Source organism: Achromobacter mucicolens, from assembly GCF_029866465.1.
Lineage (GTDB): Bacteria > Pseudomonadota > Gammaproteobacteria > Burkholderiales > Burkholderiaceae_B > Achromobacter > Achromobacter mucicolens.
On sequence record NZ_CP123364.1, the window covers coordinates 2,429,159 to 2,453,055 of the forward strand.

General features: G+C 67.6%; 26 protein-coding genes. 9 read left to right on the plus strand and 17 right to left on the minus strand.

Going from position 1 to position 23,897, the window contains the following annotated elements:
* Positions 1 to 26 precede the first annotated feature (26 nt).
* Entirely contained in the window at positions 27 to 440 is a 414-nt protein-coding gene (locus QEP15_RS11085; protein WP_056317037.1) for a YciI family protein, read from the minus strand.
* Between the two features lie 213 nt (positions 441 to 653).
* On the opposite strand from QEP15_RS11085, the gene QEP15_RS11090 reads away from it, so the two are divergent.
* Positions 654 to 806: a hypothetical protein gene (locus QEP15_RS11090; RefSeq protein WP_172802141.1), complete on the plus strand. Its 153-nt coding sequence runs from the start codon at positions 654 to 656 to the stop codon at positions 804 to 806.
* A 42-nt stretch (positions 807 to 848) separates the two neighbouring features.
* On the opposite strand, the gene QEP15_RS11095 is transcribed toward QEP15_RS11090, so the two are convergent.
* The 6 genes from QEP15_RS11095 to QEP15_RS11120 all read right to left on the minus strand — a co-directional run bounded on the left by QEP15_RS11095 (position 849) and on the right by QEP15_RS11120 (position 4,818).
* Entirely contained in the window at positions 849 to 1,202 is a 354-nt protein-coding gene (locus QEP15_RS11095) for a YciI family protein (RefSeq protein WP_175155356.1), read from the minus strand.
* 90 nt (positions 1,203 to 1,292) lie between these two features.
* The gene (locus QEP15_RS11100) at positions 1,293 to 1,484 is read right to left on the minus strand and encodes a helix-turn-helix transcriptional regulator (protein WP_175155357.1); all 192 of its coding nucleotides are present in this window, start codon (positions 1,482 to 1,484) and stop codon (positions 1,293 to 1,295) included.
* The gene (locus QEP15_RS11105) at positions 1,481 to 1,867 is read right to left on the minus strand and encodes a hypothetical protein (protein ID WP_175155358.1); all 387 of its coding nucleotides are present in this window, start codon (positions 1,865 to 1,867) and stop codon (positions 1,481 to 1,483) included. The genes QEP15_RS11100 and QEP15_RS11105 overlap by 4 nt, the downstream gene beginning before the upstream one ends.
* A gap of 180 nt (positions 1,868 to 2,047) precedes the next feature.
* A complete protein-coding gene (locus QEP15_RS11110; protein ID WP_175155359.1) occupies positions 2,048 to 3,136 on the minus strand; it encodes an OmpA/MotB family protein in 1,089 nt (362 codons plus the stop codon).
* Positions 3,133 to 4,029, minus strand: a complete 897-nt coding sequence (locus QEP15_RS11115; protein WP_280148773.1) for a motility protein A — start codon at positions 4,027 to 4,029, stop codon at positions 3,133 to 3,135. The genes QEP15_RS11110 and QEP15_RS11115 overlap by 4 nt, the downstream gene beginning before the upstream one ends.
* A gap of 213 nt (positions 4,030 to 4,242) precedes the next feature.
* Positions 4,243 to 4,818, minus strand: a complete 576-nt coding sequence (locus tag QEP15_RS11120; protein ID WP_175155361.1) for a GNAT family N-acetyltransferase — start codon at positions 4,816 to 4,818, stop codon at positions 4,243 to 4,245.
* Positions 4,819 to 4,928: 110 nt separating this feature from the next.
* On the opposite strand from QEP15_RS11120, the gene QEP15_RS11125 reads away from it, so the two are divergent.
* From QEP15_RS11125 to QEP15_RS11135, 3 genes are read left to right on the plus strand one after another with little or no spacing between them, the layout of a single operon-like run.
* Entirely contained in the window at positions 4,929 to 6,845 is a 1,917-nt protein-coding gene (locus tag QEP15_RS11125; RefSeq protein WP_280148774.1) for an NYN domain-containing protein, read from the plus strand.
* 50 nt (positions 6,846 to 6,895) lie between these two features.
* Positions 6,896 to 7,402: a 2-thiouracil desulfurase family protein gene (locus QEP15_RS11130; protein ID WP_280148775.1), complete on the plus strand. Its 507-nt coding sequence runs from the start codon at positions 6,896 to 6,898 to the stop codon at positions 7,400 to 7,402.
* On the plus strand, positions 7,392 to 7,709 hold the full coding sequence (locus QEP15_RS11135; protein WP_062841553.1) for a hypothetical protein: 318 nt from the start codon (positions 7,392 to 7,394) through the stop codon (positions 7,707 to 7,709). The genes QEP15_RS11130 and QEP15_RS11135 overlap by 11 nt, the downstream gene beginning before the upstream one ends.
* Before the next feature lie 47 nt (positions 7,710 to 7,756).
* On the opposite strand, the gene QEP15_RS11140 is transcribed toward QEP15_RS11135, so the two are convergent.
* Positions 7,757 to 8,359, minus strand: a complete 603-nt coding sequence (locus QEP15_RS11140) for a hypothetical protein (protein ID WP_280148776.1) — start codon at positions 8,357 to 8,359, stop codon at positions 7,757 to 7,759.
* Positions 8,360 to 8,584: 225 nt separating this feature from the next.
* On the opposite strand from QEP15_RS11140, the gene QEP15_RS11145 reads away from it, so the two are divergent.
* On the plus strand, positions 8,585 to 9,190 hold the full coding sequence (locus QEP15_RS11145; RefSeq protein ID WP_152384270.1) for a TetR/AcrR family transcriptional regulator: 606 nt from the start codon (positions 8,585 to 8,587) through the stop codon (positions 9,188 to 9,190).
* Between the two features lie 12 nt (positions 9,191 to 9,202).
* Here QEP15_RS11145 and QEP15_RS11150 read toward each other — a convergent pair whose 3' ends face one another.
* A complete protein-coding gene (locus QEP15_RS11150) occupies positions 9,203 to 10,177 on the minus strand; it encodes a tripartite tricarboxylate transporter substrate-binding protein (protein WP_280148777.1) in 975 nt (324 codons plus the stop codon).
* A 435-nt stretch (positions 10,178 to 10,612) separates the two neighbouring features.
* Here QEP15_RS11150 and QEP15_RS11155 point away from each other — a divergent pair, with 435 nt between their 5' ends.
* Complete coding sequence (locus tag QEP15_RS11155; RefSeq protein WP_280148778.1) at positions 10,613 to 13,030, plus strand: mechanosensitive ion channel domain-containing protein; 2,418 nt, start codon at positions 10,613 to 10,615, stop codon at positions 13,028 to 13,030.
* Positions 13,031 to 13,093: 63 nt separating this feature from the next.
* Here QEP15_RS11155 and QEP15_RS11160 read toward each other — a convergent pair whose 3' ends face one another.
* Both QEP15_RS11160 and QEP15_RS11165 read right to left on the minus strand, forming a co-directional pair.
* Positions 13,094 to 14,494 (minus strand): GAF domain-containing protein, encoded by a 1,401-nt coding sequence (locus tag QEP15_RS11160; protein ID WP_175155365.1) that lies wholly within the window; start codon positions 14,492 to 14,494, stop codon positions 13,094 to 13,096.
* Positions 14,491 to 14,982, minus strand: a complete 492-nt coding sequence (locus tag QEP15_RS11165) for a hypothetical protein (protein ID WP_152384274.1) — start codon at positions 14,980 to 14,982, stop codon at positions 14,491 to 14,493. The genes QEP15_RS11160 and QEP15_RS11165 overlap by 4 nt, the downstream gene beginning before the upstream one ends.
* Before the next feature lie 202 nt (positions 14,983 to 15,184).
* Here QEP15_RS11165 and QEP15_RS11170 point away from each other — a divergent pair, with 202 nt between their 5' ends.
* Positions 15,185 to 15,925 carry a hemerythrin domain-containing protein gene (locus tag QEP15_RS11170; RefSeq protein ID WP_152384275.1) on the plus strand — a complete coding sequence of 247 codons (741 nt, stop codon included), beginning with the start codon at positions 15,185 to 15,187 and terminating at the stop codon, positions 15,923 to 15,925.
* A gap of 43 nt (positions 15,926 to 15,968) precedes the next feature.
* Here QEP15_RS11170 and QEP15_RS11175 read toward each other — a convergent pair whose 3' ends face one another.
* Entirely contained in the window at positions 15,969 to 16,673 is a 705-nt protein-coding gene (locus QEP15_RS11175; protein WP_175155366.1) for a hypothetical protein, read from the minus strand.
* Positions 16,674 to 16,771: 98 nt separating this feature from the next.
* Here QEP15_RS11175 and QEP15_RS11180 point away from each other — a divergent pair, with 98 nt between their 5' ends.
* Both QEP15_RS11180 and QEP15_RS11185 read left to right on the plus strand, forming a co-directional pair.
* Positions 16,772 to 17,551 carry a hypothetical protein gene (locus QEP15_RS11180; protein ID WP_227741218.1) on the plus strand — a complete coding sequence of 260 codons (780 nt, stop codon included), beginning with the start codon at positions 16,772 to 16,774 and terminating at the stop codon, positions 17,549 to 17,551.
* 197 nt (positions 17,552 to 17,748) lie between these two features.
* Positions 17,749 to 18,663 (plus strand): MBL fold metallo-hydrolase, encoded by a 915-nt coding sequence (locus tag QEP15_RS11185; RefSeq protein WP_056317083.1) that lies wholly within the window; start codon positions 17,749 to 17,751, stop codon positions 18,661 to 18,663.
* Here QEP15_RS11185 and QEP15_RS11190 read toward each other — a convergent pair.
* Genes QEP15_RS11190 through QEP15_RS11210 form a run of 5 tightly spaced genes read right to left on the minus strand, consistent with a single transcriptional unit; the run spans position 18,647 to position 23,840 of the window.
* Positions 18,647 to 20,047 carry a M20 family metallopeptidase gene (locus QEP15_RS11190; RefSeq protein WP_175235241.1) on the minus strand — a complete coding sequence of 467 codons (1,401 nt, stop codon included), beginning with the start codon at positions 20,045 to 20,047 and terminating at the stop codon, positions 18,647 to 18,649. The two genes, QEP15_RS11185 and QEP15_RS11190, sit on opposite strands and share 17 nt — an antisense overlap.
* A complete protein-coding gene (locus tag QEP15_RS11195) occupies positions 20,044 to 21,024 on the minus strand; it encodes an ABC transporter ATP-binding protein (protein ID WP_142055550.1) in 981 nt (326 codons plus the stop codon). Before QEP15_RS11195 ends, QEP15_RS11190 begins: the two co-directional genes overlap by 4 nt.
* Positions 21,021 to 22,010 carry an ABC transporter ATP-binding protein gene (locus QEP15_RS11200; protein ID WP_056317090.1) on the minus strand — a complete coding sequence of 330 codons (990 nt, stop codon included), beginning with the start codon at positions 22,008 to 22,010 and terminating at the stop codon, positions 21,021 to 21,023. Before QEP15_RS11200 ends, QEP15_RS11195 begins: the two co-directional genes overlap by 4 nt.
* 2 nt (positions 22,011 to 22,012) lie before the next feature.
* Positions 22,013 to 22,921: an ABC transporter permease gene (locus QEP15_RS11205; RefSeq protein ID WP_081101081.1), complete on the minus strand. Its 909-nt coding sequence runs from the start codon at positions 22,919 to 22,921 to the stop codon at positions 22,013 to 22,015.
* Position 22,922: 1 nt separating this feature from the next.
* Entirely contained in the window at positions 22,923 to 23,840 is a 918-nt protein-coding gene (locus QEP15_RS11210; RefSeq protein WP_056317093.1) for an ABC transporter permease, read from the minus strand.
* Between the last annotated feature and the right edge of the window lie 57 nt (positions 23,841 to 23,897).

The window sequence follows — 23,897 nt, forward strand, 5'->3', positions numbered from 1 at the left end:
CAGTGGTCGGGGTGGGTTCGGGGGACTCAGAGGCTGGGGGCGGGCATCTGGCGGAAGCGCTCGACTTCCTGGCTGGGCTCGAAATCATCCAGTTCGAACACCTGGCGCACCTCGATTTCGCAGGGTTGGCCGGGGAAGGGCGACGGAAAACGCATCGCCCACTGCATCGCCTCTTCGCGCGAGCGCACCTGGATCATCGTGTAGCCGGCGATCAGTTCCTTGGTTTCGGCGAACGGGCCGTCGATCAGTTTGCGTTCGCCGCTTCCGTCATAGCGCACGCGCCAGCCCTTGGAGGTCGGCTGCAATCCGTTGGCATCCAGCAACACGCCCGCCTTGACCAAGGCTTCGTGATAGGTCGCCATCGAGGCGAGCAGGCTGTCGTCCGGCATCATGCCGGCTTCGCTATCGGGCGTGGCCCGGACGATGATCATGAATCGCATCTGAATCTCCTGGGTAGGCAAGGCCCGAGGGGGCGCTTGTACAGGTACGACGAACGTGGATGTCCCGGATCGACATCAACTTTGTAAATTCAGGGATAACCCCTAGCCGGCGGGTCGTCGCTGCCGTCCTAGCACCTCGTTACGAAGGTCCAGCCCTTGTTGCACGCGCCTCTCATACACTCGCTTCCGTCCCCAACCCTTTGAAGCACAACGATGAAAGTCCTGTTCAGTCTTGCCCTTGTCGCCACCCTGCTGACCGGCTGTGCCGTGTACACGCCGCAAGGTTCCGTGGTCGTCGATCCGCACGATGGCGGCGGCCGGGGCGGCTTCTGTCCGCCCGGACAGGCCAAGAAGGGCAATTGCTGATGCCGGCGCCGGCCCGCGCAAGGCGTTCGGGCCGGCCCTGCGTTACATGAAGCAGGGCCCCAGTTCCCTGACCTCGACCGTGGCCCACTGGGCGGCCGGACACTCGGCCGCCAGCGTCAGCGCTTCTTCGCGGGTCTCGCAGGTCAGAAGGAAGAATCCGCCGATCATTTCCTTGGCTTCGGCGTAGGGACCGTCCATCAGCTGGCGTTCGCCGTCGCGGATGCTCAGCCGAACGCCTTCGGCATCGGACTTCAGGGACTCGGCGCGTGTCAGCAGGCCGCGCGATTGCAGGGATTCGGCGTATTGCACCATTTGCGCGTAGGCCTCACGGCCTTCGTCGGGCGTGCGCTGGGCGCGTTGGCCCACCGGTTCTACGATCAGCAGCAGGAAAGGCATGGGGACTCCCAGAGCAAACGGCAGACGCCGCGAACGGCGGGGCTGCTAGGTTACCGCCGGCCCCGCGCGCGCGCCATGGCGGCGGGGGGCTCAGTCTTCCTGGAAGATCGATTCGATCGAGGCCTGAAAAACCCGCGCGATGGCGAAGGCGAGCGGCAGGCTCGGATCGTATCGCCCCGTCTCGATAGCGTTGACGGTCTGGCGCGAGACGTCCAGCCGCTCGGCCAGGGCCGACTGACTCCAGCCGCGTTCGGCGCGCAATTCGCGGATGCGGTTTTTCATCGATGGCGCAGCGTGTCGACGATGGTGGTAAACGCCCAGACCCCGCCCATCAGCGGCCAGACCACAAACATGCTCAGTTTGGGAAAGCCCGCGATCTCCAGAAAGCCATACGTGAATGTGACCCCCGCCGTGACGGCAGCGGCGATTGCCAGGTGTTCCAGCGTGGTCTTGCGGATGAATTCGTCGGACCGGCGAACGGCGCGGACCACGGCGCGCAGCGCCAGCAGGAACGCCAGCATGGGGGTCAGCAGCACGACGGTGCGCAGCATGCCGGACGGCATGTCCAGACTGAGCCAAAGCGCGGCCGCCAGCAGCACGACATAGAGCGCCAGCGCGATGCCCAGCTCCTTGAAATAACGGCGCTTGGCCTGGTGTTGATTCATGAAAATCCCTTGTGGATGTAAAGCGTGCTTGACATTCTGGCGGGGCGCGGGTGGAGTGTCAAGTGTCCTTTACATCAAGCGTCCCTTACATCGCTCGTCCTTCACGTCGTCCGAGAACGGCGGCGGGCCAATAAAAAAACCGGCTTGCGCCGGTTTCTAAAAAAGGGATCGCTGACGCGATCAAGACTGGGCCGGCGCGGCGGACGCCGGCGCCTTCGCGGCATTCCCGGCGGGCTTTGCGTTCGGGGCCGACGTCTTGCCGCCCGCCGTCTTGGCGACCGGCGTTGCTGCGTTCACCGCGGGCGCGGCGGCCTGGGGCGTTTCGGCCGGTTTGCCTGCGACAGGCGCCTGAGGGGCGGCGGCGGTCTTGGCCTGGGGCGGCGCGATGTCCATGATCAGCTCGACCCGGCGGTTGGCGGCACGGCCGGCGGCCGTGTCGTTGGACTCGATCGGGCGCGTCTCTGCGTAGCCCACCGCGCGCAGCCGTTGCGGCGCCACGCCGTCGCGCACCAGTTCGCGCAACACGCTGGTCGCGCGGCTGCTGGACAGTTCCCAGTTCGAGGCGAACTGCTTGGTCAGGATGGGCACCGGGTCGCTGTGGCCTTCGACCGACACCTGGTAGTCGTTCTTGTTGAGGATGCCGGCCAGGCGCTTGATCACGTTCAGGCCCTCGTTGCTGAGGGTGGCCTGGCCCGAGGCGAACAGCAGCTCGTTGCTGATGCGAAAGCTGACCGACTGTTCATTGACGATCACATCCACCGAATTGCCCAGGTCCGCCAGGCCGAGCGATTCCTTGGACGGGGCGGTCAGCGGCTTGGCGGCCTCGGCCACCACGACCTCGTCATCGGCCGGGGCGGGCGCGGCTGCCGCGGTGGCCGTGGCGGCTGCGGGCGCTTCGGTCCAGCTGGCCGGGATCTGCACGGTCTCGAACTCGGCATACTCGCCGTCGTACTTGGGCAAGCCGCTTGCGGCCAGCGTGCCCACCAGCTCCACGGGCGCTTCGGACTTGGCGTAGCCGCCGCCGTTCAGTGCAACCGCCAGCATCACAACCAGCATCGCCAGCAGCAGCGTGATGAGGTCAAGGTAGCTCAGCAGCCAGTTCTCGGAATCCTGCTCGACGGCATCCTCGACGTGCCAGCGCGCATAGCGGTCCTGGCGATCGCTGTCGCTGGGCCGCCAGCCGCTGGCGGCGGCCGCCTTTTGCGCGCGCAGCTGCGCCTGGCGGGCCTGCTCGATCCGCTGCGCAAGGGAAGGGGAAATCAGGCTCATTGACGCGCGGCAGCGGGACGGGCGATGGACACGGGGGCGGCGGCCGTGGCGCGGGGGGCGGTTGCAGCCGGCTTGACCTGGCCTTCGGTCTTGGCCTTGGCCTTGGGCTTGGCGTCGGCACCGCCGTCATAGATTTCGTCCTCGACGTGCATGACGAAGGAATTCAGGGTCTCGCGCACCATGGCCGGACCGCGCTTCTCGCACATCATCGAGATGCCTTGCAGCACCATGTTCATGGACTCGACGCGGCGCGCCGTGCGGCGTTCCAGCTTCAGCGCGATCGGCTTGCAGACCAGGTTGGCCAGCAGGATGCCGTAGAACGTGGTCATCAGGCCGATGGCCAGTTGCTGGCCGATGGTCTGCATGCTGCCGTCGCCCAGGACGCCCATCAGGTTGATCAGGCCGACCAGCGTGCCCAGCATCCCGAAGGCCGGGGCAAAGGTGGCCATCACGCGGAACATCTGGGCTTCGGCCTGTTCGCGGGCGCGCAGGCGGGCCACGCGCCACTTCAGGAGTTCGATGATCTGGTCTTCGGGCGTGTTGTCGATGATCAGCTGCACGCCCGTGCGCAGGAAGGGGTTCGACACCTTCTTGAGCTCGTGCTCGACCTTATGCACGTCGGCGTTCATCCAGAGCTGCGCCATCGACACCAGCTCCTCGATGTCGCGCTGCTGGTCGTGCTGGTCGTTGCGGAACACCGTGCGCACCAGCTTGAAGACGCGCACGACTTCCTGCAGCGGGTAGGCGATGAACAGCGCGGCGCAGGTGCCGCCCAGCACGATCGCCAGGCCGGGCAGGTTGAAATACATGCTGGCGTCGTTGGCGGACAGCGCCACGACGATGATGAGCGTGAGCAGGCCGACAACGGCGCCGATGACGGTAGACGGATTCATGGATCTTGCCCGAGAACATGGCATTCCACGCGCGGAAAGCCGGATTGTCGGGAATTCTAGCCAGCGAACGCCCCGATCAATTGGCCGGAAAGCGGGGCGAAATAGGCGGTAAGCGCCGGCTTAATCCGCCAGTCAGGCGGGCGATTTGCTTGCGGCGCTCTGGCGGCCGTCCGACTAGCCGAACGCAGCCGCCGGGCGCAAAACGGGGACGGTCTACGGCTTGGCCACGGCGTCCTGCTGTGCCAGCCATTCCTCGCGGGTGATCTCCCAGATCTCGGCCAGATGGCGGCCGCTGACGAAGCCGCGCTCTTCCGTGCCCACCAGCCGCATGCCGCTGCGCGCCGAGATCCGCCGCGAGGCCGTGTTGGCGATGGCCTTGGGCGCGCGCAGAACGGTTTTGCCCAGCACGCCGAACCAGTAGGCGGTGACGGCGGCGCTGGCTTCGGTCATGTAACCGCGCCCCTGGTGGGCAGGGTCCAGCCAGAAGCCGCGGTTGTTGTCAGGGTCATCCTCCATCAGGCTGACGACGCCGATCAGCTCGTCCGGCAGCGCGCGCGTGCGGATCGACCAATGCCACTGCGATCCGCGGCGCATGGCCGGCAGCGCGGCGTTCAACAGAAACTGGCGTGCCCCGTCGGCCGGGTAAGGCCAGGGCACCTTGTCGGCCAGAAAGCGCACGACCTCCCAATGGGCAAATGTGCGCTGGATGGCGTGGGCGTCGTCCAGGGACAGGGGGCGCAGCACCAGGCGGTCGGTCAGGAGTTCGGCGGGCGGCAGGGCGTCTGGCATGGCGGGCAGAGGGGGGCGGACGAGAAGATCAAGCGGATATGTATATCATGGGCGGATTCTGGCGGTCGAAGGCCTGGCTTGGCCTTGTCGACCGTGGCATTGGAGAGAACATGAACAACCCCAACGAAAACGTCAGCATGGCGCTTTTCTGCGACTTCGAGAACGTGGCGCTGGGTGTGCGCGACACCAAATTCCAGAAGTTCGACATCCGGCCGGTGCTCGAGCGCTTGCTGCTCAAGGGCAGCATCGTCGTCAAGAAGGCCTATTGCGACTGGGAGCGCTACAAGGAATTCAAGGCGCCCATGCACGAGGCCAATTTCGAACTGATCGAAATCCCGCACGTGCGGCAGTCGGGCAAGAACTCGGCCGACATCCGCCTGGTCGTGGACGCGCTGGACTTCTGCTACACCAAGTCCCACGTCAACACCTTCGTCATCATCAGCGGCGACTCCGATTTTTCGCCGCTGGTGTCCAAGCTGCGCGAGAACAACAAGAAGGTCATCGGCGTGGGCGTCAAGCAGTCCACGTCGGACCTGCTCATCGCCAACTGCGACGAATTCATCTTCTATGACGATCTGGCCCGTGAAGGCCAGCGTACCGCCGAGGCACGGCGCGACACCCGGGGCGCCAGCGCCCAGCGCCGCTCGCCCGACGAGGAGCGCCGCCGCAAGGAAGAGCAGGACGCGCGCAAGACGCGCGCCGTCGAGATGGTGGTCGAGACCTTCGAGGCGCTGATGGCCGAACGCGGCGACAGCGGCAAGATCTGGGCGTCGGCCCTGAAAGACGCCTTGAAACGCCGCAAGCCGGATTTCAACGAGTCCTACTATGGCTTTCGCGCGTTCGGCAACCTGCTGGAAGAAGCGCAGTCGCGCGGCTTTCTGGAGGTCGGCCGCGAAGAGAAGTCCGGCACGTACGTGTACCGCGACAGCACGGGCGACGCGCCTTCGATCCGGGGCGGTCAGGCGCACGGCGCCGGGCCGGCCGACGTTGTGACCGATAACGGGGAAGCGCCGGCCGCGGGCGGACGCAATGCCCGCAAGTCGCGCGGCGGCCGCAAGGCCGAGGGCGGCCGCGCGGCGGGTTCGCAGGGCGAGGGCGCCGATCGGGACGAGACCGGGGCAGCGCCCGAGGCGCTTGCCGAAGGCGCGGATGCCTGGAAGCAGCCCGACGCACCGCAGCAGACCGAAGGCGGCACGGAGGTGGACGTGTCGCAGGCGCCGGGTCAGGGGGCGGGCGCAGCGCCTCTGGAAGAATCCCCGCGGGCGCGCACGGCCGGACAGAAGGACAACGCGCGGCAAGGACGTTCGGGCCGCCGGGGGCGCGGCGCAAGAGGCAGCGACGATGCGCGGCAATCGGTTCAGGCCGGGCACGCCGAAGCGGGCTCGGGGCTGCAGGGTTCGACCGAAGCGCGCGCGGCATCCGCGGTGACGGAATCGTCCGGCGGGCAGGCTGCGCCTGAAAACCAAGCGGCCTCGGAAGGGCCGGCTGCGGGAGAAGGACAGGCTCCCAAAGGGAGGCCAGCCGCCGACACGGCCCCTCCCATGATGCGGCCGATGCCCCCGCTGCCGCAATCGGCGCTTGTCTCTGGCCCGCCGCCCGTCGTGAACGTTTCCGAATGGATGTTCGTGGCGCCGCCCGCCAAAACGGAACGCGAACGCCGGGGCGAGGCCTCGGATCCCTTCGCCGGGGCGCGCCGAGGAACCGCCGGGTCCGATTCCGAATCAGCTTCCGATGCCGCTTCGGACGCCGCACCCGCCAAGCCCGCCACGAAATCCGCGGCCAAGTCCGCTGCCAAACCCGCCAGGGGCGCCCGCAAGACGGCGGCCAAGACGGAGGCGGCGGCCGAGACGCAGGGAACGCCCGAGCGCCCGAACACCTCGGCCCCGGCGCAGTCCGCCCAGCCGGCGCCGTCATCGGCACCTGCCGCCGACATCGGCGCCGACACTGCTGCCCCTGCCAAGCCGGCGCGCAAAACGGCTCGCAAGACCGCGCCGCGCAAGGCCGCAAAGAAGGCCGATTCGGCCTGACCGCAGGGACATCCCGGACCGCCGCCCGCCACGCTTGGCTCCTATTCCAAATGCAACCCGTTCTGGTCAGCTCCTGCCTTCTTGGAAACCCCGTGCGCTACGACGGTCGCGGGGTGCCGCAAGGCGGTGCAGTCCTGACCCGCTGGCTGGCAGAGGGGCGTGTCGTGGCGGTCTGTCCCGAAGTGGCCGGCGGCATGCCGATCCCCCGGCCCCCGGCGGAAATCGAGCCGGGCAGGGACGCGGCCTCGGTACTGGCGGGCCACGCGCGCGTTGTCGCCGTGACGGGCGACGACGTGACGGCGCCTTTCGTGCACGGGGCGCGCGAAGCGTTGGCAGCCGCGCAGGCCCGCGGCATCCGCATGGCCGTGCTGAAAGAGGGCAGTCCGTCTTGTGGAAGCGGCTACGTCTACGACGGCCACTTTGCAGGCCGCCGGCAGCCCGGCGTGGGCGTCACGGCGCAATTGCTGCGCGGTGCAGGCTTGTACGTCTTCAGCGAACACCAATGGGCTGAAGCGGCGGCGTTCCTGGCTGAACTGGAGGCAGGCGATGCTGGCTGAGGCGGGTGACTGGCTGGTGCTGGCCGGGGTAGCCGGATGCGGCTACCTGGCCTGGAAGGGCATCGTTCGCACCCATCGGGGCGTCGCGTTTGCCCGCGTGGCCGCGATGGCAAGCCTGATCCTGTCCGCCGTCTTCTTTTACGCCTGGTACGCGCAGTACTTGCGGTGGGAGTTCAACGAGTTGGGCCGCTACTACGATCCGATCGAACAGGTCGTCTATACGGACTCGGGATTCGTCTGGGTGCTGCCGGCGGGTGTGCTCCTGGCCGTCGGCTTGATATTTGCCTGGCGCGGTTGGCGCCGATAAAGCGTGCCCTTCGAGCGCGCCGGCCGATAACCCCGACACCGCGCCTGTCAGTTTGCGCGATATCCGTGGCTGGTCATGCAAGAGTCCAGTGCGCGGTTGTAGGTGTCCACCATGATCTGGGTGGTCCATTGGGTGATGGTGGCGGGATCGTAACCGCTCTGGTTCATGGCCCAACGCTGGCAGTCCGTGGTGGCGTTCGCCTGGGCGGCATTGACCGGGGGCGCGGACTCGTATTGCACCGGCGCGTACTGCGGGACCGGCGTGGAATACGCAACCGGCGGCGCTTCGTAAACCGGGGCGGTGTAGACCGGCGCGGCTTCATAGACCGTCGTGCCATATACGGGCGCGGCATACAGCGGCGGGCTGGTATAGCCGACCCCAGAGGAATAAACCCCGGTCTGCACGTAGGAAGGCCCTGAATTGGCTGCCAGCAGCAGCCCGATCGACGCCAGCGCAACCGCGCCGCCAATCCACCAGCCGCTGGAACTGCTGCCACCGCCGCCGTGATGGTGGTAGCCGCCACCATGACCGCCGCCGTAGCCACCACCATAACCGCCCCAATTCCCGCCACGCCCGCCAGCCATTGCTGGGGCGCTGGCAACCGCCAGCGCCAATCCCACAACAACCGCCCGGCCCACAAACCGCTTCATGATCTTGCTCCAAGGCCGTCCGGCATGGGCAGATTGCCATCAGGCCGGACGATAGGCGTACTGTACTGCGCCGGCGCCTCGGCGGTATGTCCCGAATCGCTACGGGAATTTCAACTGATTTCAGGCCTGTGACGGCGGCACGGCTGCAAGCCGAAATGGCCAGCGTGCGGCCAGTCTGCGTCGCCTTCGGTAGCGGAAAGCAGGGATCGGTAGTACTTTTCCGCGATGATCACGGCACTACCCGATTCGGCACCGCAGGACAAGCGTCTCACCAAGGGTGAACGCACGCGGCGGCAACTGTTGACCGTGGCCGCGGCGGAATTCGCCGAGCGGGGATTCCAGCACACCCGCGTCAGCGATATCGTCGCCCGCGCCGGGGTGACCCAGCCCGTGTTTTATCAATACTTCACCAGCAAGCAGGCCGCCTATGACGAGCTGGTGGGCCTGTTTGCCCAACGGCTCCGCCAGGCCATCAGCCAGGCCCGCCTGCCCGGCGACCTCGAAGGCGCGGCACTCGCCGCGCGCATCCGGCAAGGCATCGGCACATTGCTTGCCATCTTGCAGGAAGACCCCAACCTCACGCGAATCGGCTTTTTCCAGGCCGACGCCGCCGAAGCGCTCAAGGACGAACTGGTGGCCCTGATCGCCGACAACGTCCGCTCGGAGCAGCAGGCAGGCCTGTTCCGCCCGGAAATCTCGCCCGAGTGGTTCGGCCAGTCCCTCATGGGCATCATCGAACGCTTCACCCGCCAGCTCCCCGACGCCGCCACGCAGAAAGCGCTGGCCGAGTTCATGACGGATCTGCTGCTGGATGGGATGCGCAGAAGGTGAGTCTCGCGGGGTTTACTCCACCCGAGCCCCCGACGCCGCCACCACCTTCCCGGCCGCTTCAAAATCCGCGTTCAGCAATTCCTGAAACTGCGCCGCCGACTTCGCTTCGGCTTCGACGCCCAGCGAGGCCAGGCGGGCCTGCACCTTGGGGTCGGCCAGCACCTTGTTCACGGCGGTGTTGATCTGGTCGCGGTCGGCGGTGGAGATGCCGGCCGGGGCCAGCAGGCCGAGCCAGGAGTCGAAGGCGTAGCCGGGCAGGCCGCTTTCGGCCACGGTGGGCAGGTCGGGGGCAAAGCGTGAGCGGGTTTTGCCGGTGTAGGCCAGGAACGTGACGCGCGGGTCGTTGCGGTAGGCGGTGACGCCGATGGTGGCGGCGGTGACCGCCTGGACGCGGCCGGCCAGCAGTTCGGTCACGGCGTCGCCCGTGGACTTCATGGGGATGTGCTGCATCTGCGCGCCGGCGGCGGTCAGGAACGACGCCATGCCCAGGTGCGAGGCACTGCCGTTGCCTGCGGACGCGTAGTCGTAGGCGCCGGGCTTGGCCTTGACGGCCTGGATGAATTCGGCCGTGTTCCTGGCGTTCAGCGACGCGGACGCAAGGATGATGTAGCCGGTGTTGCCGATGTAGGCGACGCCGGTGAAGTCCTTGCCGGGGTCGTAGCTGAGATTCTTATATAGATACCCGGCGATGTTGTGGCTGGCGGCGGCCAGGACCAGGGTGTTGCCATCGGGTTTGGCGCGGGCGACCTGAGCGGTCCCTACGGTGCCGCCGGCGCCTGCGCGGTTTTCAATCACGATCGAGGCGTCCAGCGCTTTGCCCAGTTCGTCGCCGATCGCGCGGGCGATGGTGTCCTGGACCGCGCCGGTGCCGTAGGGCACAACGATGCGGATGACGCGTTGGTCGGCGTGCGCGGTGGCCATGCCGATGGCGGCCAGGGCAAGGGCGAGCAGGGTGTTGCGGCGTGCAGCTTGGAATCGGGGGGGCATGAAGCGGACTCGTGGTTGGGCGCGCCGCCCGGATTGCGGCGCGGGTAGGGCGGCGTTGGACTCTAATCAATGGGCGCGTCCGCACCAACGAATTAATCGCCGCTTGTTTATTGCCTGCGGCGATAAGGCCGCCCGTCCGGCCCCCGCGCGGCCGTCGGGATAGGGCCCCGGCGCACGGGTCCCGGTCCCGATCGGCACGCCGCTCCCAAAGGGGACAGACCCATGGGCTTTATCATGTGCCAGTGACCAAGCCGCGACTCCGGTCGCCGGCGCTTTTTTTTGCCCTGGCATCCATGCCCTGATCGCAGAGGAGATTTATTAGTGGTTCGATCCGCAACGACAGCATCGCACTCCCTTCCGACCCGCCATCATGCCGCCGTCTCCTGGCGGCGCAGACGGGAAAGGCCATGGCTGGCGGCCTGGCTGCTGGCGGCGATGCTCAGTTGCTTGTCGTTCCTGTGGCAGGCCCCGGCGGTGGCCGCGTTCCCGCTGCTGCCGGCTGCGTCGGCGCAGGAGCCGGCAGCCACGCCTTCGACGTTGACGCCCGCTGCGCTGGCCGACCTGCTGGACAACCCCGAAGCCCGCCAGGCCCTGATCGACCAGCTTCGGTCGCAGGCGGCAGGAGACAAACAGGCGCCGGCCGGCAACGCGCCATCGCGCGCGGCGCCCGCCAAGCCCGTTGCCGCCACGCCGTCCGAACCCAGCCTGCAAGAGCGCATGGCCGACGGCGTCCAGCGTTTCCTGACCAGCATTGCGGCCGACATGGGGCAGGGTGCCGACGACCTGCGCGCGCTGGCGTCGGGCCAGAACCTGCGCATGGACAGCGGCCAGGCGCGTAGCGCCTTGCTGCCGCTGGCGATGGCCGCCATCGCCACCATCATCGCCTTCATCCTGCTGCGCATGATCGCCATGCGCATCTATACGCGGATCGACCATTGGGTTGCCGAGCACGGTTGCGAAACCGGCACGCCGCCCGCGCGCGGCAAGCCGGCGTCCATGAAGGTGCTGGCGCGCCGCGCGGGCGCGATCATCGGCGCGCTGGCCATCGACGTGGCCGTCGTCCTGCTGGCCGCCATGGCGGGCGGCGCGGCGGCGCTTTGGACCACGCCGGGGCGCGGCACGCTGGACGGGCTGGCCTCGCTGTTTCTGCAGGCATTTGTGGCGGTGGAGATCGTCAAGGTGCTGATCCGCACGGTGTTCGCCGTGCGCCATCCGCATCTGCGCCTGTTGCCGATGTCTGACGAACTGGCCAAGTACTGGAACGCGTGGCTCGTGCGCATCGTGGCGGCGGCCGGTTACGGCACGCTGGTGGTCGGTCCCGTGATGGCGGCGGCGCTGTCGCCCGCATTGGGACGGCTGACGACCATGCTGATCATGCTGGCGGTGTACATCTACGCCGTGCGCGTCATCTGGCAGAACCGGCACGCCGTTCGTGAACGCCTGGACCGCCGCGCGGCTGGCGCCGCCACCTTCATGGGATCGCGCCTGCGCCTGCTGTCGCGCATCTGGCACGTGCTGGGCATCGTCTACTTCACCATCCTGCTGGTAGTCAGCCAGGTCGACCCGACGGACGCGTTGCCCTTCATGGCCCGCGCCACGGCGCAGACGCTGCTGGTCATCGGCGTGGGCAGCCTGCTGATCCTGCTGCTCAATGCCATGCTGTCCAAGCCGATCCGCCTGTCGGACGACCTGCGCCGGCGGCTGCCGCTGCTGGAAGCGCGCGTCAACGCCTACGTGCCGGCCGCGCTGAAGGTGGTGGGCTGGATCATCCGCATCATCATCGTGCTGCTGATCCTGGACGCGTGGCGGGCCTTTGACCTGTCGCGCTGGCTGGCGTCGGACGCCGGCGCCGCCGCGATCAAGGTGGTGCTGAACATCGTCATCGTCCTCCTGATTGCCATGCTGGCGTGGACGGTGATCGCCAGCATCATCGAGCACCGCCTGAGCCAGAGCGAAGAGCGGGGCATGCCCAGCGCGCGCGAGCGCACGCTGCTGGCGCTGTTCCGCAACGCCGCGCTGATCGTCATCGTGACGATGACGCTGATGGTGCTGCTCTCGCAGATCGGCATCGACGTCGGTCCGCTGATCGCGGGCGCCGGCGTGGTGGGCCTGGCCATCGGTTTTGGCGCGCAGAAGCTGGTACAGGACATCATCACCGGGGTTTTCATCCAGCTTGAGAACGGGATGAACGAGAACGACGTGGTGCAGGTGGCAGGCGTTTTCGGCACGGTCGAGAAGATGACCATCCGTTCGGTCGGCATCCGCACGCTGGACGGCGGCTACCATCTGGTGCCGTTCTCGTCGGTGGACGTGGTGGCCAACCACATGCGTGACTTCTCGTATCACCTGGGCGAATACACCATTGCGCACCGCGAAAGCGTGGACGACGCGATCGAGCATCTGCGCGCGGCCTTCGCCGAACTGATGACGGATTCGGTGCTTGGACCGGAGATCCTGGAAGAAATGACGGTGGCGGGGGTCACGGCGGTGAACGACAAGGGCGTGACCATCCGCATCCTCATCAAGACCACCCCCGGTATGCAGTGGGCGGTGCAGCGCGGCTACAACCGGCTGCTCAAGAAGCACTTCGACGCCGCCGGCATCGAGCTGCCGTACCCGCACACGGTGGTGTACTTCGGGCAGGACAAGCGCGGCTTTGCGCCGCCCGCCAACGTGCACCTGCAGGCCGAACGGCCCGACGAGGGCGGGGACGCGCGCGCCGCGGGCCATACGCGCCGCCGCTTGAAGCCGGAAGCGGCCAACGCCGATTCGGCAGAGGTGCTGGGCAACGAGCTGGAGGCCCGCGAAGAGGCCGAAGCCGATCCCGCGCGCACGGAGCCGGCGCGCAGCTGAGGCCACCGAACGGCGATCGCGGCACGGGCAACGACACCTCTGGCGGGTGCCGTTGCCCGTGTATCACGCCGCCGCGTCGTCGGCGGATTCCAGCCGCAGCGCGCGTGCCGCCGTCAGCGTATAGCAGCCGCGCCGCACCTTGCCGATCTGCAGGGGGCCGCCCCAGTCGGCCAGGCGGCGTTGCAACAGCAGCAGGCGCACGCCCAGGTTGTCCTGGATGTCGGGCAGGCCGAGCGAGCTGCCCGCCAGCCGCAATTGCCGCGTCGAAAAGTCCCAGCGCCCCGTGCGCTGGGCGTCGTTGGCGATCTTCCAGAGGATGGCGCCTGCCACGCCCTTGATGAGGTACTGGTCGTCGATGAAGATCGTGCCATCGCGGGGAAAGTAGCGCAGATGCAGGGCAGGCGCCGTATTCCTGCCTGCGCCCGGGTCTCCCTTCGCGAATGCGTGCCCGGGCGGAACGGCGCGGTGCTGCGTCGGCATGGGCGGCGCCGCGTCCAGTTCCGCGCGTTGCAACGCCACCAGCGTCTGCGCAAGCTGCGCGCCCAGCACCGCCAGCGCGTCCTCGTCGTCATAGCCAAAGAACTGATCGCTTTCGCTTTCGACCAGCAGCGCGCCCACGGTCCGCCCGCGCGCGCGCAGCGGAACGGCCAGTTGGCTGCATGGCGTGGCCAGGCCCGGCAGGGCGATCGGCTGGCCGCCCGTCCAGTGCTTGTCCACGGCGATCTGGTGCAGCGTGCGGCCATAGCGGTACATGCGCGCCATATGGCCGATCCGTAGCGCCACGCCTTCGCGCACGGCCACGCCAACCAGGCCCGCTTCGGCCAGCGGCAGTTCGGCGCCGGTTCCCTGCTGCGGGTAGCCCATGCTGGCAAGCGCATACAGCGTCTGGCGATCCCCATCCAGCAGCCACAGGATGGCGTGCCGGACAGCCAGATCCTGGCGCAGTCCGTCCAAAGCGACCTGCGGCAGTTGGGCAAGCTCGCCGCATTCGGCCAGGCGGGCCGAAACGGCGCGCGCACCCGCCGCCAGATCGCAGCGCGGCTGCAGCGTGGCTAGCGGCGCGCCCGGGTGCAGGGGCGCGATGTCCAGCACCGCATAGATATCCGCGCCGCGCAGCCGGAATACGTCCTCCATGCCCGAGTGCGCGGCGATGCCCGCCAGTTTGGCCCGCAGCCGCTCGAAGACCGGCCCTTCGGTTTCGGTGCGCACATAGCGCAATTGCAGGCCCAAGCCGCCGCCGGAGCGGGGATCCTCGACCATCAGGCTGGCTCGCCGCGTGGCAAGAATGTTCTTGCGGCTTTGGTTGAAAAACTGGAACGTCAGCGCGACGTGGTTCGTGTCCACGTACTCGACGTGCGACAGCAGATTGACGTGGGGAATGCCGTCGGCAGACACGCTGCAAAGCGTGGGCGGAATGCCGCCGTCCAGAATGCGGCGCACCCCAAGCAGTGTCAGGGCGCTCATGCGTCAGGCTCCAGCGCGATGGCCTGGCCGGCGTCGGGCCCGGGCGTCTGGTTCCACGCACCCGCCACGCTGAAGGTGATGGCCGTCATCGCGTGTGCCGCAATGCCGTACCAGTGGTCCAGGAAGGGCGCGCCGGCAAAGCCGTCGACGTCGGCCAGTTCGCGGGCCAGCGTGTCGCGCCGCAGCATCAGCAGGGCGTCGTGGGATCGCTGCGCAGGCGCGACGCGCGCGTCATGCCCTTTGACGTGCAGGGTGCGGTTGCTGCGCGGAGAGGTGGCCAGCAGGGCGACCTGGGCGGTTTCTCGCACCGCGGCCACCACCCGGGGCGCGGCGCATTCGGCAATCAGCACGAGCAGACGGCCGTCGGGCAGCGCGTCAACGGCCAGGGCGCGGCCGACATGCGGATTGCCGTCCAGATCGCAACTGCCCAGCCGCAGCGAAGGCAGGGCGGACAGGCTAAGGCTCCATTCGGCGGGCAGTCTGGGCACGGCGCGAGGCCTCAAGACGGTTGGACGTCGGCGTGCCGGAAATCATAGGCTGCTTAACAGACTTTTAGCAACGCGCGGCCCGAGCTTTTCCTAGACTGTCTTCGCTGGCTGGCACTCGGGATTGGACCGGCGCCGCGGCCGGCATTCGCACCACTGCTCAACGCGCGAATCCCGCTTTTTCACCGCACAAAAGGTCTACTCCATGAACTGCCTGATTGCTTCCCCGTCCTTTCCGCCGTCCGGCGCCGATGCGCCGCGCGTGGACATCTATGTTGGCATCCACAAGGCGCTGCGCGCCATGATGATGGATACGCTCTTGGCCGTTGGCCGGATCGACGTGCATGACGCCGCCGCCACGCGGGCGGTCTGTGAACGCGTGCTTGCGCTGGCGGACTTGTGCGCCAGCCATCTGGGTCACGAGAACGACTTCGTTCATCCCGCCATGGAAGCACGGCGTCCGGGTTCCAGCGCACGCGTCGCTGGCGAGCATGCCGAGCACCTGGCCGCGATCACGGCGTTGCGCGAGGCGGTGGCCTGCCTGGGCGCCGCACGGCATGCCGCCGCTCGAACGGACGCCGCGCTGCGGCTGTACCGCGGGCTGGCGTTGTTCGTAGGGGAAAATTTCGTGCACATGCACGTGGAGGAGTCCCAGCATAATCAGGCGCTGTGGTCCTGCTACAGCGACGACGAACTGCGTGCGCTGGAGGGCGCCATCGTGGCCTCGCTGCCGCCGGCCGAGAATCTGTGCGTGCTGCGGTGGATGATTCCGGCCATGACGCCCGACGAGCGGGCCGCGTTGCTGGGCGGCCTGCAGATGGCCGTTCCGGCGCCGGTCTTCGAGGCCGTGCTGCAGGCCATCCAGCCGCACCTGACGCCGCAGGAATGGACCAGGCTGATGCGCGCGTTGGAACCGGATCAGGTTCCCGTTCCGTTGGAAGCGTGAATTCGCGCCAGCCTGGCTTTGCAATCGTTCCGGGTTTGGGGGCCTACCGTCCGGTCTGCACGCCTGCGGCCTGCAAGCGCCCGTTGACGGCCTGGTAGCCGGCGCTCGTCATGTCGGTCTTGCGGATCGCCTGGTCGCAGGCCTTGCGGTCGTCAGGGCAGCCGGATTTGTCCGGCATGTCGCCCGCGACGACGAAGTAGTCGACGACGAACTTTGCCACGTATTTCTTGACAGGCTTGCCTTGAAGGAATGCGGCGATGTCGGCGCGAAACGTGGCGACGGTCTTCTCGGCGATCGGCGCCCAGTCCTGGCATTGCGAGAACGTGGCAACGCCATCGGCCCACGCCAGCTTGGTGCAATTGAGCAGCAGGGCGTCGGCGGGCTTGGCGCCGGCCGGCAGCATGGCGCGGACGGTTGCCCCGCGCGTGCCGGCGAAGGTGACGACGCCGGCTTTCGCGGCGGCAGCGTCGATGGTTGTCTTGATCACGAAGGAATCGTCGATCACGGCCGGCACTTTGTCGTTCGGACCTTTGGCGTAGATGTCCGAGTTCTTCTGGGCGTCCACACGCGAGTAATCCATCACCCGGCCCAGCAGGCGCCAATCGGCGGCAAGCAGCGCATCATGCTCTTCGCGGATGCCATATTCCAGAACGGCGCGCTCAATCTCGGTGGGCGTGTAGGCGGCGCTGGCCAGCGCAGGCAGCAGGGCGGCCGCAGCGGCGGCGAATGCAAGGGGAATCTTCTTCATGGAGATAGGGCGTAAAGGAATGGTCCGCGAGGGTAACCGAGATGGGCGCCGCCTGTCCCGGTTTGACCACGCCGCGTGCGGTATAAACGAGACCCACCATGTCAGAGCAAGGGAGTCTCGTGTCCAGCAAACTCGGAGCAGGCCGCCTCGTCGCGGCGACCGCCAGCGTCATCCGGCAACAGGGCCGCACGATGCTGGCCGCGGCCCCCTGGTCGTTGGCGGTGTTCGTGCTGACGCTGCCGTTCGCGCTGGTCGTGTCTCCCTTGTATCGGCGTCAAGATTGGCTGATCCTTGCGCTGGCGCTCGTCTGCCTGATCGCCTTCGCGCGCACGACGTACGCGTGGCATCGGGTGGTATTGCTGGGCGAGACCGCGCACACGGCCGCCGCGCGGGGCGGCAGCCCGGAGGCCCGGCACTTCGTGTTGCTGGGCGGACTGGCTGTTGGCGGCATGGCGATCGCGCGCGCCATGGGCGATCTTCCGTATGTCCTCTACATGCTGATCGGCGGCGGCAACGATGAATTGTTCTACGGCATGCTGTTGGCATTGCTGGCATTGGTGTGGCTGCCCGTGCTGTACGGATTGGCCGTGTACGGCCTGAGCCTGCCCCGCGCTGCGGTCACGGGCACGTATGGGTTTGGCGCGGTGCGTGGCGCGATGCGCTATCCGCGGTGGCCCCTGATGCTGGCATTCCTCACGTTACTGGTCCTGGGCGCGCACGCCAGCAACGACTTGCGTCCGATGCTGTACGACTACGTGGGCGTTCAGGCCCTGCAGGGTGTGCTGGCCGCGGTGGGGTGCGTTGGCGTGATCTTTGTGCTGACGGCGATGACCGCCGTGGCGTACCGGGACTCGGAGATTGGCGCCGAGTTGAATTAAGCAGGTTTGCGTGGCGGGCCAATGCGCCATCCGCATTGGTGCGCATCGCACAACATCGTGCTTCCCGCGCCGTGTCTACCGCGGCTGCGGTGGTGGTCCTACGATGCCTTCACTGTCGATCGACTCGTACCACCCCGCCTGGCGCGCGCCGCTTGCCCGCTGCGCCGCTGCCTGACTGCCATCCAGGAGATGACGCCATGTTTTCCGCAGACACTTTGGACCCCATCACCCAGACCGCCATCGATCTGGTTCCTTCCCGCTATGCCGTGCAGATCGGCGACATCGACGCGCTGGTGGTCAGCGACGGGGTGCTGCCGCTGCCCACCTCGACGATGGCCACGAATGCCGATCCGGCTGATCTGGCCGACTGGCTCGACCACATGTACATGCCGCCGGACGCATTCGACTGGCCGCTGAACGTGATGGTGGCGCGCAGCGGCGAGCAGACCATTCTGATCGATGCGGGGCTGGGCGGCCAGTTCCCGGGCTTTCCGCGCGCGGGGCAGTTTCCGCAACGGCTGCAATCGGCGGGCATTGCGCTCGAATCCGTGACGGACGTGATCATCACGCACATGCACATGGATCACGTGGGCGGCCTGCTGGTCCCCGGCGTGAAGGAGCGCCTGCGCAAGGATGTGCGCATCCATGTCAACGCCACCGAAGTGGCGTTCTGGACGTCACCGGACTTTACGCAGACGGTCATGCCCAAGCCGGTGCCCGCCGTGCTGCGCTCGACCGCGACCAGCTTCTATGAAACGTACCGCGACCAGATCCAGGTCTTCGAGGATCGCAAGGAAGTGGCCCCGGGCGTGATCGTGCGCCTGACCGGCGGCCACACGCCCGGCCACTGTGTCGTCGATCTGATCTCGGACGGCGACCGCCTGACGTTTGCGGGCGACGCCGTATTCCCGGTGGCGTTCGATCATCCCGAATGGCACAACGGCTTCGAGCACGATCCGGTGGAGTCGGCCCGGGTTCGCCTTGCCCTGTTCAACGAACTGGCCCAGAACAAGGGCCTGCTCGTGGCGGCGCATCTGCCGTTCCCCTCGGTGGGCCGGGTGGCGAAGGAAGGCGATGCGTTCCGCTGGGTGCCGGTTATCTGGGATTTCTGATCTCGGGCGTGTCGCCCGCGCCCAGGTCCCAGTACAGCCCCGTCATCAGGCTGAGCCCCTGCCGCAGCAGTTCGGGCGGCAGGTGCTCGTTTGGCGCGTGCTGCGAGCAGCCTGGGTAAGAGTGGGGCACCCAGATCGTCTTGAGGCCCAGCACGTCGGTGAAGATGTCGTTGGGCAGCGAGCCGCCCAGGTTGGGCAGCAGTGCGGTCTTCTGGCCGGAAGTGCGTTCCAGCGACGCAACCGCCCAGCGCACCCAGGCGTCATCCGGGTCGATGCGGGTCGCGCGGAACATGGTTTCGCGCGTCAGGGATATCTGAACCATCGGAAAGCCGTGGCTGTCCAGATGACGGCGCAGGGCCGGAATGAGGTCGTCCGGGTCCACGCCCACCACGAAGCGCAGCTGGCAGCGCGCCCACGCGCGCGGCGGGATGGCGTTGACGGGCGTGTCCGGGTTGCCGGTCTTGTAGGCCAGCACCTCGAACGAACACCAGCCGAAGACGCGTTCGGCGGGCGACAGGCCCGGCTCGCCCCAGTCGGGTTCGATCTCAGGCCCGTCCGCGCCGCCATCGACTTCGCAGTCGGCCAGCGCGCGGCGCACGGCCGGCGGCAGTTCCTTGGGCACCCATTCAGGGATGCGGATCTGGCCGTTGGGCGTTGCGATGCTGGCGATCGCATGCGCCAGTTGCAGGCCGGGGTTGGAGATCAGTCCGCCCCAGTTGCCGGAATGATGGCCGCCGGCCCGCGCCTCGATGGTGAGGTCGAAGTTCAGGCTGCCGCGCGCACCGAGGAAGATGGTGGGGCGGTTGGCGCTCAGGCGCGGGCCGTCGGAGGCGATCAGCAGGTCGGCCGCCATGAGGTCGCGATGCTCGGTGCACAGTTCGCGCAGGCCCATCGAACCCGTTTCCTCGCCCATCTCGATCAGGTATTTGGCGTTGAAGCCCAGCTTGCCGCGCGTTTCCAGGACCAGGCGCAGCGCCTCCATGTTGATGCTGTGCTGACCCTTGTTGTCGGCGATGCCGCGGCCATACCAGCGGCCTTCGGCCTCGGTCAGCGCCCAGGGCGACAGGCCTTCCTTCCATTCCCGTTCCAATCCGCGGATCACGTCGCCGTGGCCGTAGCCCAGCACGGTGGGCAGGTCCGGGTCCTCGATGCGCTCGGCGTACAGGAAAGGGGCCAGCGCCTTCGGATGCGTGAGGGTGCGGCAGGTAAAGCCCAGCGCTTCGAACGCCGGCCGGATTTCCGCTTCCAGGTAGTCCGCCAGCACGGCGGCGCGCTCGGGGTTCTGGCTTTCCGTGGGCAGCGCCAGCCGGCGCGCCAGAAGCGTGCGGAAGGCGCCGGAATCAAAGCACTGCTCGGCCTGGGCGATGGCTTGTGCGCGGGTCATGGCTGGGAAGCTCCGGTGGACGTCGAGGAATGGGTCGGATAGAGGTGGCAGGCAACGAGCGCCCCATCGCGCAGCGTCAGCGCGGGCCGTTCGGTCTTGCATTGCGGCATGGCGTGCTGGCAACGCGGATGGAAGGGGCAGCCGGACGGCGGGTGCAGCGGGTCGGGAAACGACAGGCCCAGGCCCATGTCGGGAATGCCCAGCCCCGGCTCGGGGGTAAGCACCGACGCCAGCAGCGCCTGCGTATAGGGATGGCGCGGGTCGTGAAAGAGCCGGGCGGTGGGCGCGGATTCGACCACGCGTCCCAGGTACATCACGGCCACGTGGGTGGCGATGTGTTCAACCACCGCCAGGTTGTGGCTGATGAAGACATAGGTCAGGTTGAAGTCGCGCCGCAGGTCCATCAGCAGGTTCATGATCTGCGCCTGCACCGACACGTCCAGCGCGGAGGTCGGCTCGTCGCAGATCACGATCTCGGGCTGCATCACCAGCGCGCGCGCAATGGCCACGCGCTGGCGCTGGCCGCCCGACAGCTGCCCGGGCGTGTTGTGGGCCAGCCGCGGCGGCAGGCCCACGCGTTCCAGCATGTCGATGGCCTTGTGCATCTTCGGGTTGGGGATGCCGTGCACCTCCAGTGGCAGCGACACGATGGACGCGATGGAGCGGCGCGGGTTCAAGGACGAATACGGGTCCTGGAAGATGGGTTGCACGCGGCGGGCGAGGGCGCGCCGGTCCATCTTTCGGATGTCCTGGCCTTCAAGGCGGATGCTGCCCTCGGTTGGCGGCGTCAGACCCAGCAGCATGCGTGCCAGCGTGGACTTGCCGCAGCCCGACTCGCCGACGATGCCCAGCACCGCGCCCCGGTCGACGGCCAGGTCCACGCCATTGACCGCGTGCAGCGTGGCCCGCGGGCGGAACATGCCGGCGCGCACCGTGAATTGGCGGCTGACGGCATCGGCTTGCAGCAGCGCGCTCATGCGGGGACTCCTTCGGCGCTGAGAATGCAGCGCCATTGCTGGCCAGCGGCCTGGCCATGGATGGGAACGGCCTGCCGGCACTGCGGTTGCGCATAACGGCAGCGATCGGCGAAGGCGCAGCCGCGCAGCTCGCCCACCAGCGACGGCACGACGCCCGGGATGGTGCCGAGCGCCTCGCCCGGGGCCGTGCGGCCGGGCACGGGGATACAGCCAAGCAACCCTTGCGTGTAGGGATGGTGCGGGGTGGCGAAAATGTCGGCCACGGGGCCTTCTTCCACGATCTGGCCGGCATACATCACCGCCACTTGGCGGGCGATGCGCGCCACCACGCCCAGGTCGTGCGTGATCAGCACCATGGCAATGCCCAGTTCGGCCTGCAGGTCCGCCAGCAGCCGCAGGATCTGGGCTTGAATCGTGACGTCCAGCGCGGTGCTGGGTTCGTCGGCAATCAGCAGCTCGGGACCGCACATGAGCGCCATCGCGATCATCACCCGCTGGCGCAGCCCGCCGGACAACTGGTGCGGATACTGGCCCAGACGCTGGCCGGCCGACGCGATGCCGACCTTCTCCAGCAGTTCCACGGCGCGGTCGCGCGCCTGCTGGCTGCTCGCCTTGCAGTGGTGGATGTAGTGTTCGGTGAGCTGTTCGCCGATGGCGTAGGCGGGATTGAGCGCCGTCATGGGCTCTTGGAAGATCATCGCCATCTTGCTGCCGCGCAGGGCATTGACGCGCCGGCCGCGCGCCTTGGACAGGTCCTCGCCCAGCACGGCCAGCCGGCGCGTGCTGCGCCGGGCGGCCTTGGGCAAAAGGCCCATGATGGCCAGCGAGGTCATCGACTTGCCGCAGCCCGATTCCCCGACCAGGCACAGCGTTTCGCCGCGCCGGACCTGGAAGGACACGTCGCGCACCGCGTGCAGCGGGCCGCGTGGCGTGGCGATGTCGACGGTCAGGCCCTGCACGTCCAGGACGATATCGGTGCCATTCATGCTCAGGCCCTCTCTTCAGGCGTCAGGAGTTGATGCAGTCCGTCGCCGGCCAGGTTGATCGCGAAGATCAGCAGCGCCAGCGCCGATCCGGGAATGGCGATCAGCCAGAACGAGAAGAACATGTAGGCCTTGGCCTCGGAGATCATCAATCCCCAGGACGGCAGCGGCGGTTGAACGCCCAGGCCCAGGAACGACAGCGAGGCTTCCAGCAGGATCGCGCTGGCGGCTTCCAGCGTGGCGATCACGATCAGTTGCGGCACGACGTTGGGCAGGACCTCGCCCCAGACGATGCGCCAGGTGCTGGCGCCGGCCGCCTGCGCCGCGGCCACGTATTCCAGTGAGCGCACCTGCTGCGTGGCGCTGCGCATCACCACCGCGTAGCGGTCCCACTTGAGCAAACCCAGCACCAGGATCACCACCCACAGCGAACCGCCGACGATGGCCACGGTGGCCAGCGCCACCAGGATGACCGGCATGGACAGCCGCGTGGTGATGAGAAACGACACGGCCATGTCGACCTTGCCGCCGAAGTAGCCGGCCGCCATGCCCATCGCCGTGCCGATGAGGCCGGAGATGAGCGCGACGCTGATGCCGATCAGGAGCGAAATGCGCGCCCCGTAGAACAGGCGCGACATGTAGTCGCGTCCCAGCTGGTCGGTGCCCAGCGGGTGCAGCCAGGTGCCTTTCTCGTACCAGACGGGCGGCGCGGTACGGTAGGCCAGATCCTGGAAATAGGGATCGTGCGGCGAGATCCACGGGGCCAGCAGGGCGATCAGCACGATGACGAGCAGAATGCCGCCGCCGGCCAAAAGCGCCTTGTTGCGCCGCAGGCGGCGCCAGCGCAGCGTGGCCGCGGACAGTTCCAGCGGCGGCGCCGCGGACGTGGCGGGGGTGATCGTAGGCGTATTCATGTCAGGACACCCGGATGCGCGGATCGAGCCACGCGTTGGCCACGTCGGCGGCAAGCGTCAGCAGCACATACAGCACCGACAGCAGCAGCACGATCAGCTGCATGACCGGATAGTCCTTGTATGTGATGCTTTGGTAGGCCAGGTAACCCAGCCCGTCCAGCGCGAAGATGGTCTCGATGACCACCGAGCCGCCCAGCAGGTAGCCCAGCTGCACGGCGGCCAGGGCCACCACCGGCACGATCGCGTTGCGCAGCGCGTGCTTGAAGATCACCTTGCCGGCCGGCAGCCCCTTGGCGCGCGCGGTGCGGATGTAATCGGCGCCCAGCACCTCGATCATGCCTGCGCGGATCAACCGCATGAACGCAGGCGCCACGTAATACCCCAGCGCGATCGCGGGCATGACGAAGTGCTGCCACGTGCCGCTGCCCGACACCGGCAGGATGCGCAGGGAGATCGAGAACAGCATGATCAGGATCAGCGCGAAGAAGAAGTTCGGCAGCGCCTGTCCCAGCACGGCAATCGCCAGACAGACGCGGTCGATCAGGCTCCCCTTGTACAGCGCGGCCAGCACGCCCAGCGGAATCGAGATGAACAGCGCGAAGGCCAGCGCGGCCATGCCCAGCTTCAGCGTGGTCGCCAGCTTGGACAGGATGAGCGGCCCTGCTTCGGTCTTGAAGTACACCGAGGTGCCGAAGTCGCCCTGCAGGATGTGCCAGAGCCAGTCGGCGTACTGGACGATGATCGGGCGGTCCAGCCCGTAGGTCTTGCGGATCATGTCGATGTCGGCCTGGCGCGCGCCTTCGCCGGCCAGCGCCAGCGCCGGGTCGCCCGACAGGTGCAGCAGCAGGAACGCCAGAATGGACACGGTCAGCGCCACCAGCGCCGCCAGGCCCAGGCGCCTCAGCGTGAAATAAAGCATAGGACTTCCTCTCTGTTCAGCAGCGCCGGGCGGGCCGCGGGGCCGGCCCGGCGCGGG

What these genes read in the sequence shown, in the direction of transcription:
- QEP15_RS11160 (WP_175155365.1), bottom strand. Translation starts at nt 14,494, where the DNA reads ATGAGCGCCCTGACACTGCTTGGGGTGCGCCGCATTCTGGACGGCGGC.
- QEP15_RS11180 (WP_227741218.1), top strand. Translation starts at nt 16,772, where the DNA reads ATGTCAGAGCAAGGGAGTCTCGTGTCCAGCAAACTCGGAGCAGGCCGC.
- QEP15_RS11090 (WP_172802141.1), top strand. Translation starts at nt 654, where the DNA reads ATGAAAGTCCTGTTCAGTCTTGCCCTTGTCGCCACCCTGCTGACCGGC.
- QEP15_RS11115 (WP_280148773.1), bottom strand. Translation starts at nt 4,029, where the DNA reads ATGAATCCGTCTACCGTCATCGGCGCCGTTGTCGGCCTGCTCACGCTC.
- QEP15_RS11135 (WP_062841553.1), top strand. Translation starts at nt 7,392, where the DNA reads ATGCTGGCTGAGGCGGGTGACTGGCTGGTGCTGGCCGGGGTAGCCGGA.
- QEP15_RS11105 (WP_175155358.1), bottom strand. Translation starts at nt 1,867, where the DNA reads ATGAATCAACACCAGGCCAAGCGCCGTTATTTCAAGGAGCTGGGCATC.
- QEP15_RS11195 (WP_142055550.1), bottom strand. Translation starts at nt 21,024, where the DNA reads ATGAGCGCGCTGCTGCAAGCCGATGCCGTCAGCCGCCAATTCACGGTG.
- QEP15_RS11205 (WP_081101081.1), bottom strand. Translation starts at nt 22,921, where the DNA reads ATGAATACGCCTACGATCACCCCCGCCACGTCCGCGGCGCCGCCGCTG.
- QEP15_RS11200 (WP_056317090.1), bottom strand. Translation starts at nt 22,010, where the DNA reads ATGAATGGCACCGATATCGTCCTGGACGTGCAGGGCCTGACCGTCGAC.
- QEP15_RS11125 (WP_280148774.1), top strand. Translation starts at nt 4,929, where the DNA reads ATGAACAACCCCAACGAAAACGTCAGCATGGCGCTTTTCTGCGACTTC.
- QEP15_RS11175 (WP_175155366.1), bottom strand. Translation starts at nt 16,673, where the DNA reads ATGAAGAAGATTCCCCTTGCATTCGCCGCCGCTGCGGCCGCCCTGCTG.
- QEP15_RS11150 (WP_280148777.1), bottom strand. Translation starts at nt 10,177, where the DNA reads ATGCCCCCCCGATTCCAAGCTGCACGCCGCAACACCCTGCTCGCCCTT.
- QEP15_RS11190 (WP_175235241.1), bottom strand. Translation starts at nt 20,047, where the DNA reads ATGACCCGCGCACAAGCCATCGCCCAGGCCGAGCAGTGCTTTGATTCC.
- QEP15_RS11095 (WP_175155356.1), bottom strand. Translation starts at nt 1,202, where the DNA reads ATGCCTTTCCTGCTGCTGATCGTAGAACCGGTGGGCCAACGCGCCCAG.
- QEP15_RS11170 (WP_152384275.1), top strand. Translation starts at nt 15,185, where the DNA reads ATGAACTGCCTGATTGCTTCCCCGTCCTTTCCGCCGTCCGGCGCCGAT.
- QEP15_RS11110 (WP_175155359.1), bottom strand. Translation starts at nt 3,136, where the DNA reads ATGAGCCTGATTTCCCCTTCCCTTGCGCAGCGGATCGAGCAGGCCCGC.
- QEP15_RS11145 (WP_152384270.1), top strand. Translation starts at nt 8,585, where the DNA reads ATGATCACGGCACTACCCGATTCGGCACCGCAGGACAAGCGTCTCACC.
- QEP15_RS11120 (WP_175155361.1), bottom strand. Translation starts at nt 4,818, where the DNA reads ATGCCAGACGCCCTGCCGCCCGCCGAACTCCTGACCGACCGCCTGGTG.
- QEP15_RS11155 (WP_280148778.1), top strand. Translation starts at nt 10,613, where the DNA reads ATGCTCAGTTGCTTGTCGTTCCTGTGGCAGGCCCCGGCGGTGGCCGCG.
- QEP15_RS11130 (WP_280148775.1), top strand. Translation starts at nt 6,896, where the DNA reads ATGCAACCCGTTCTGGTCAGCTCCTGCCTTCTTGGAAACCCCGTGCGC.
- QEP15_RS11185 (WP_056317083.1), top strand. Translation starts at nt 17,749, where the DNA reads ATGTTTTCCGCAGACACTTTGGACCCCATCACCCAGACCGCCATCGAT.
- QEP15_RS11085 (WP_056317037.1), bottom strand. Translation starts at nt 440, where the DNA reads ATGCGATTCATGATCATCGTCCGGGCCACGCCCGATAGCGAAGCCGGC.
- QEP15_RS11140 (WP_280148776.1), bottom strand. Translation starts at nt 8,359, where the DNA reads ATGAAGCGGTTTGTGGGCCGGGCGGTTGTTGTGGGATTGGCGCTGGCG.
- QEP15_RS11100 (WP_175155357.1), bottom strand. Translation starts at nt 1,484, where the DNA reads ATGAAAAACCGCATCCGCGAATTGCGCGCCGAACGCGGCTGGAGTCAG.
- QEP15_RS11210 (WP_056317093.1), bottom strand. Translation starts at nt 23,840, where the DNA reads ATGCTTTATTTCACGCTGAGGCGCCTGGGCCTGGCGGCGCTGGTGGCG.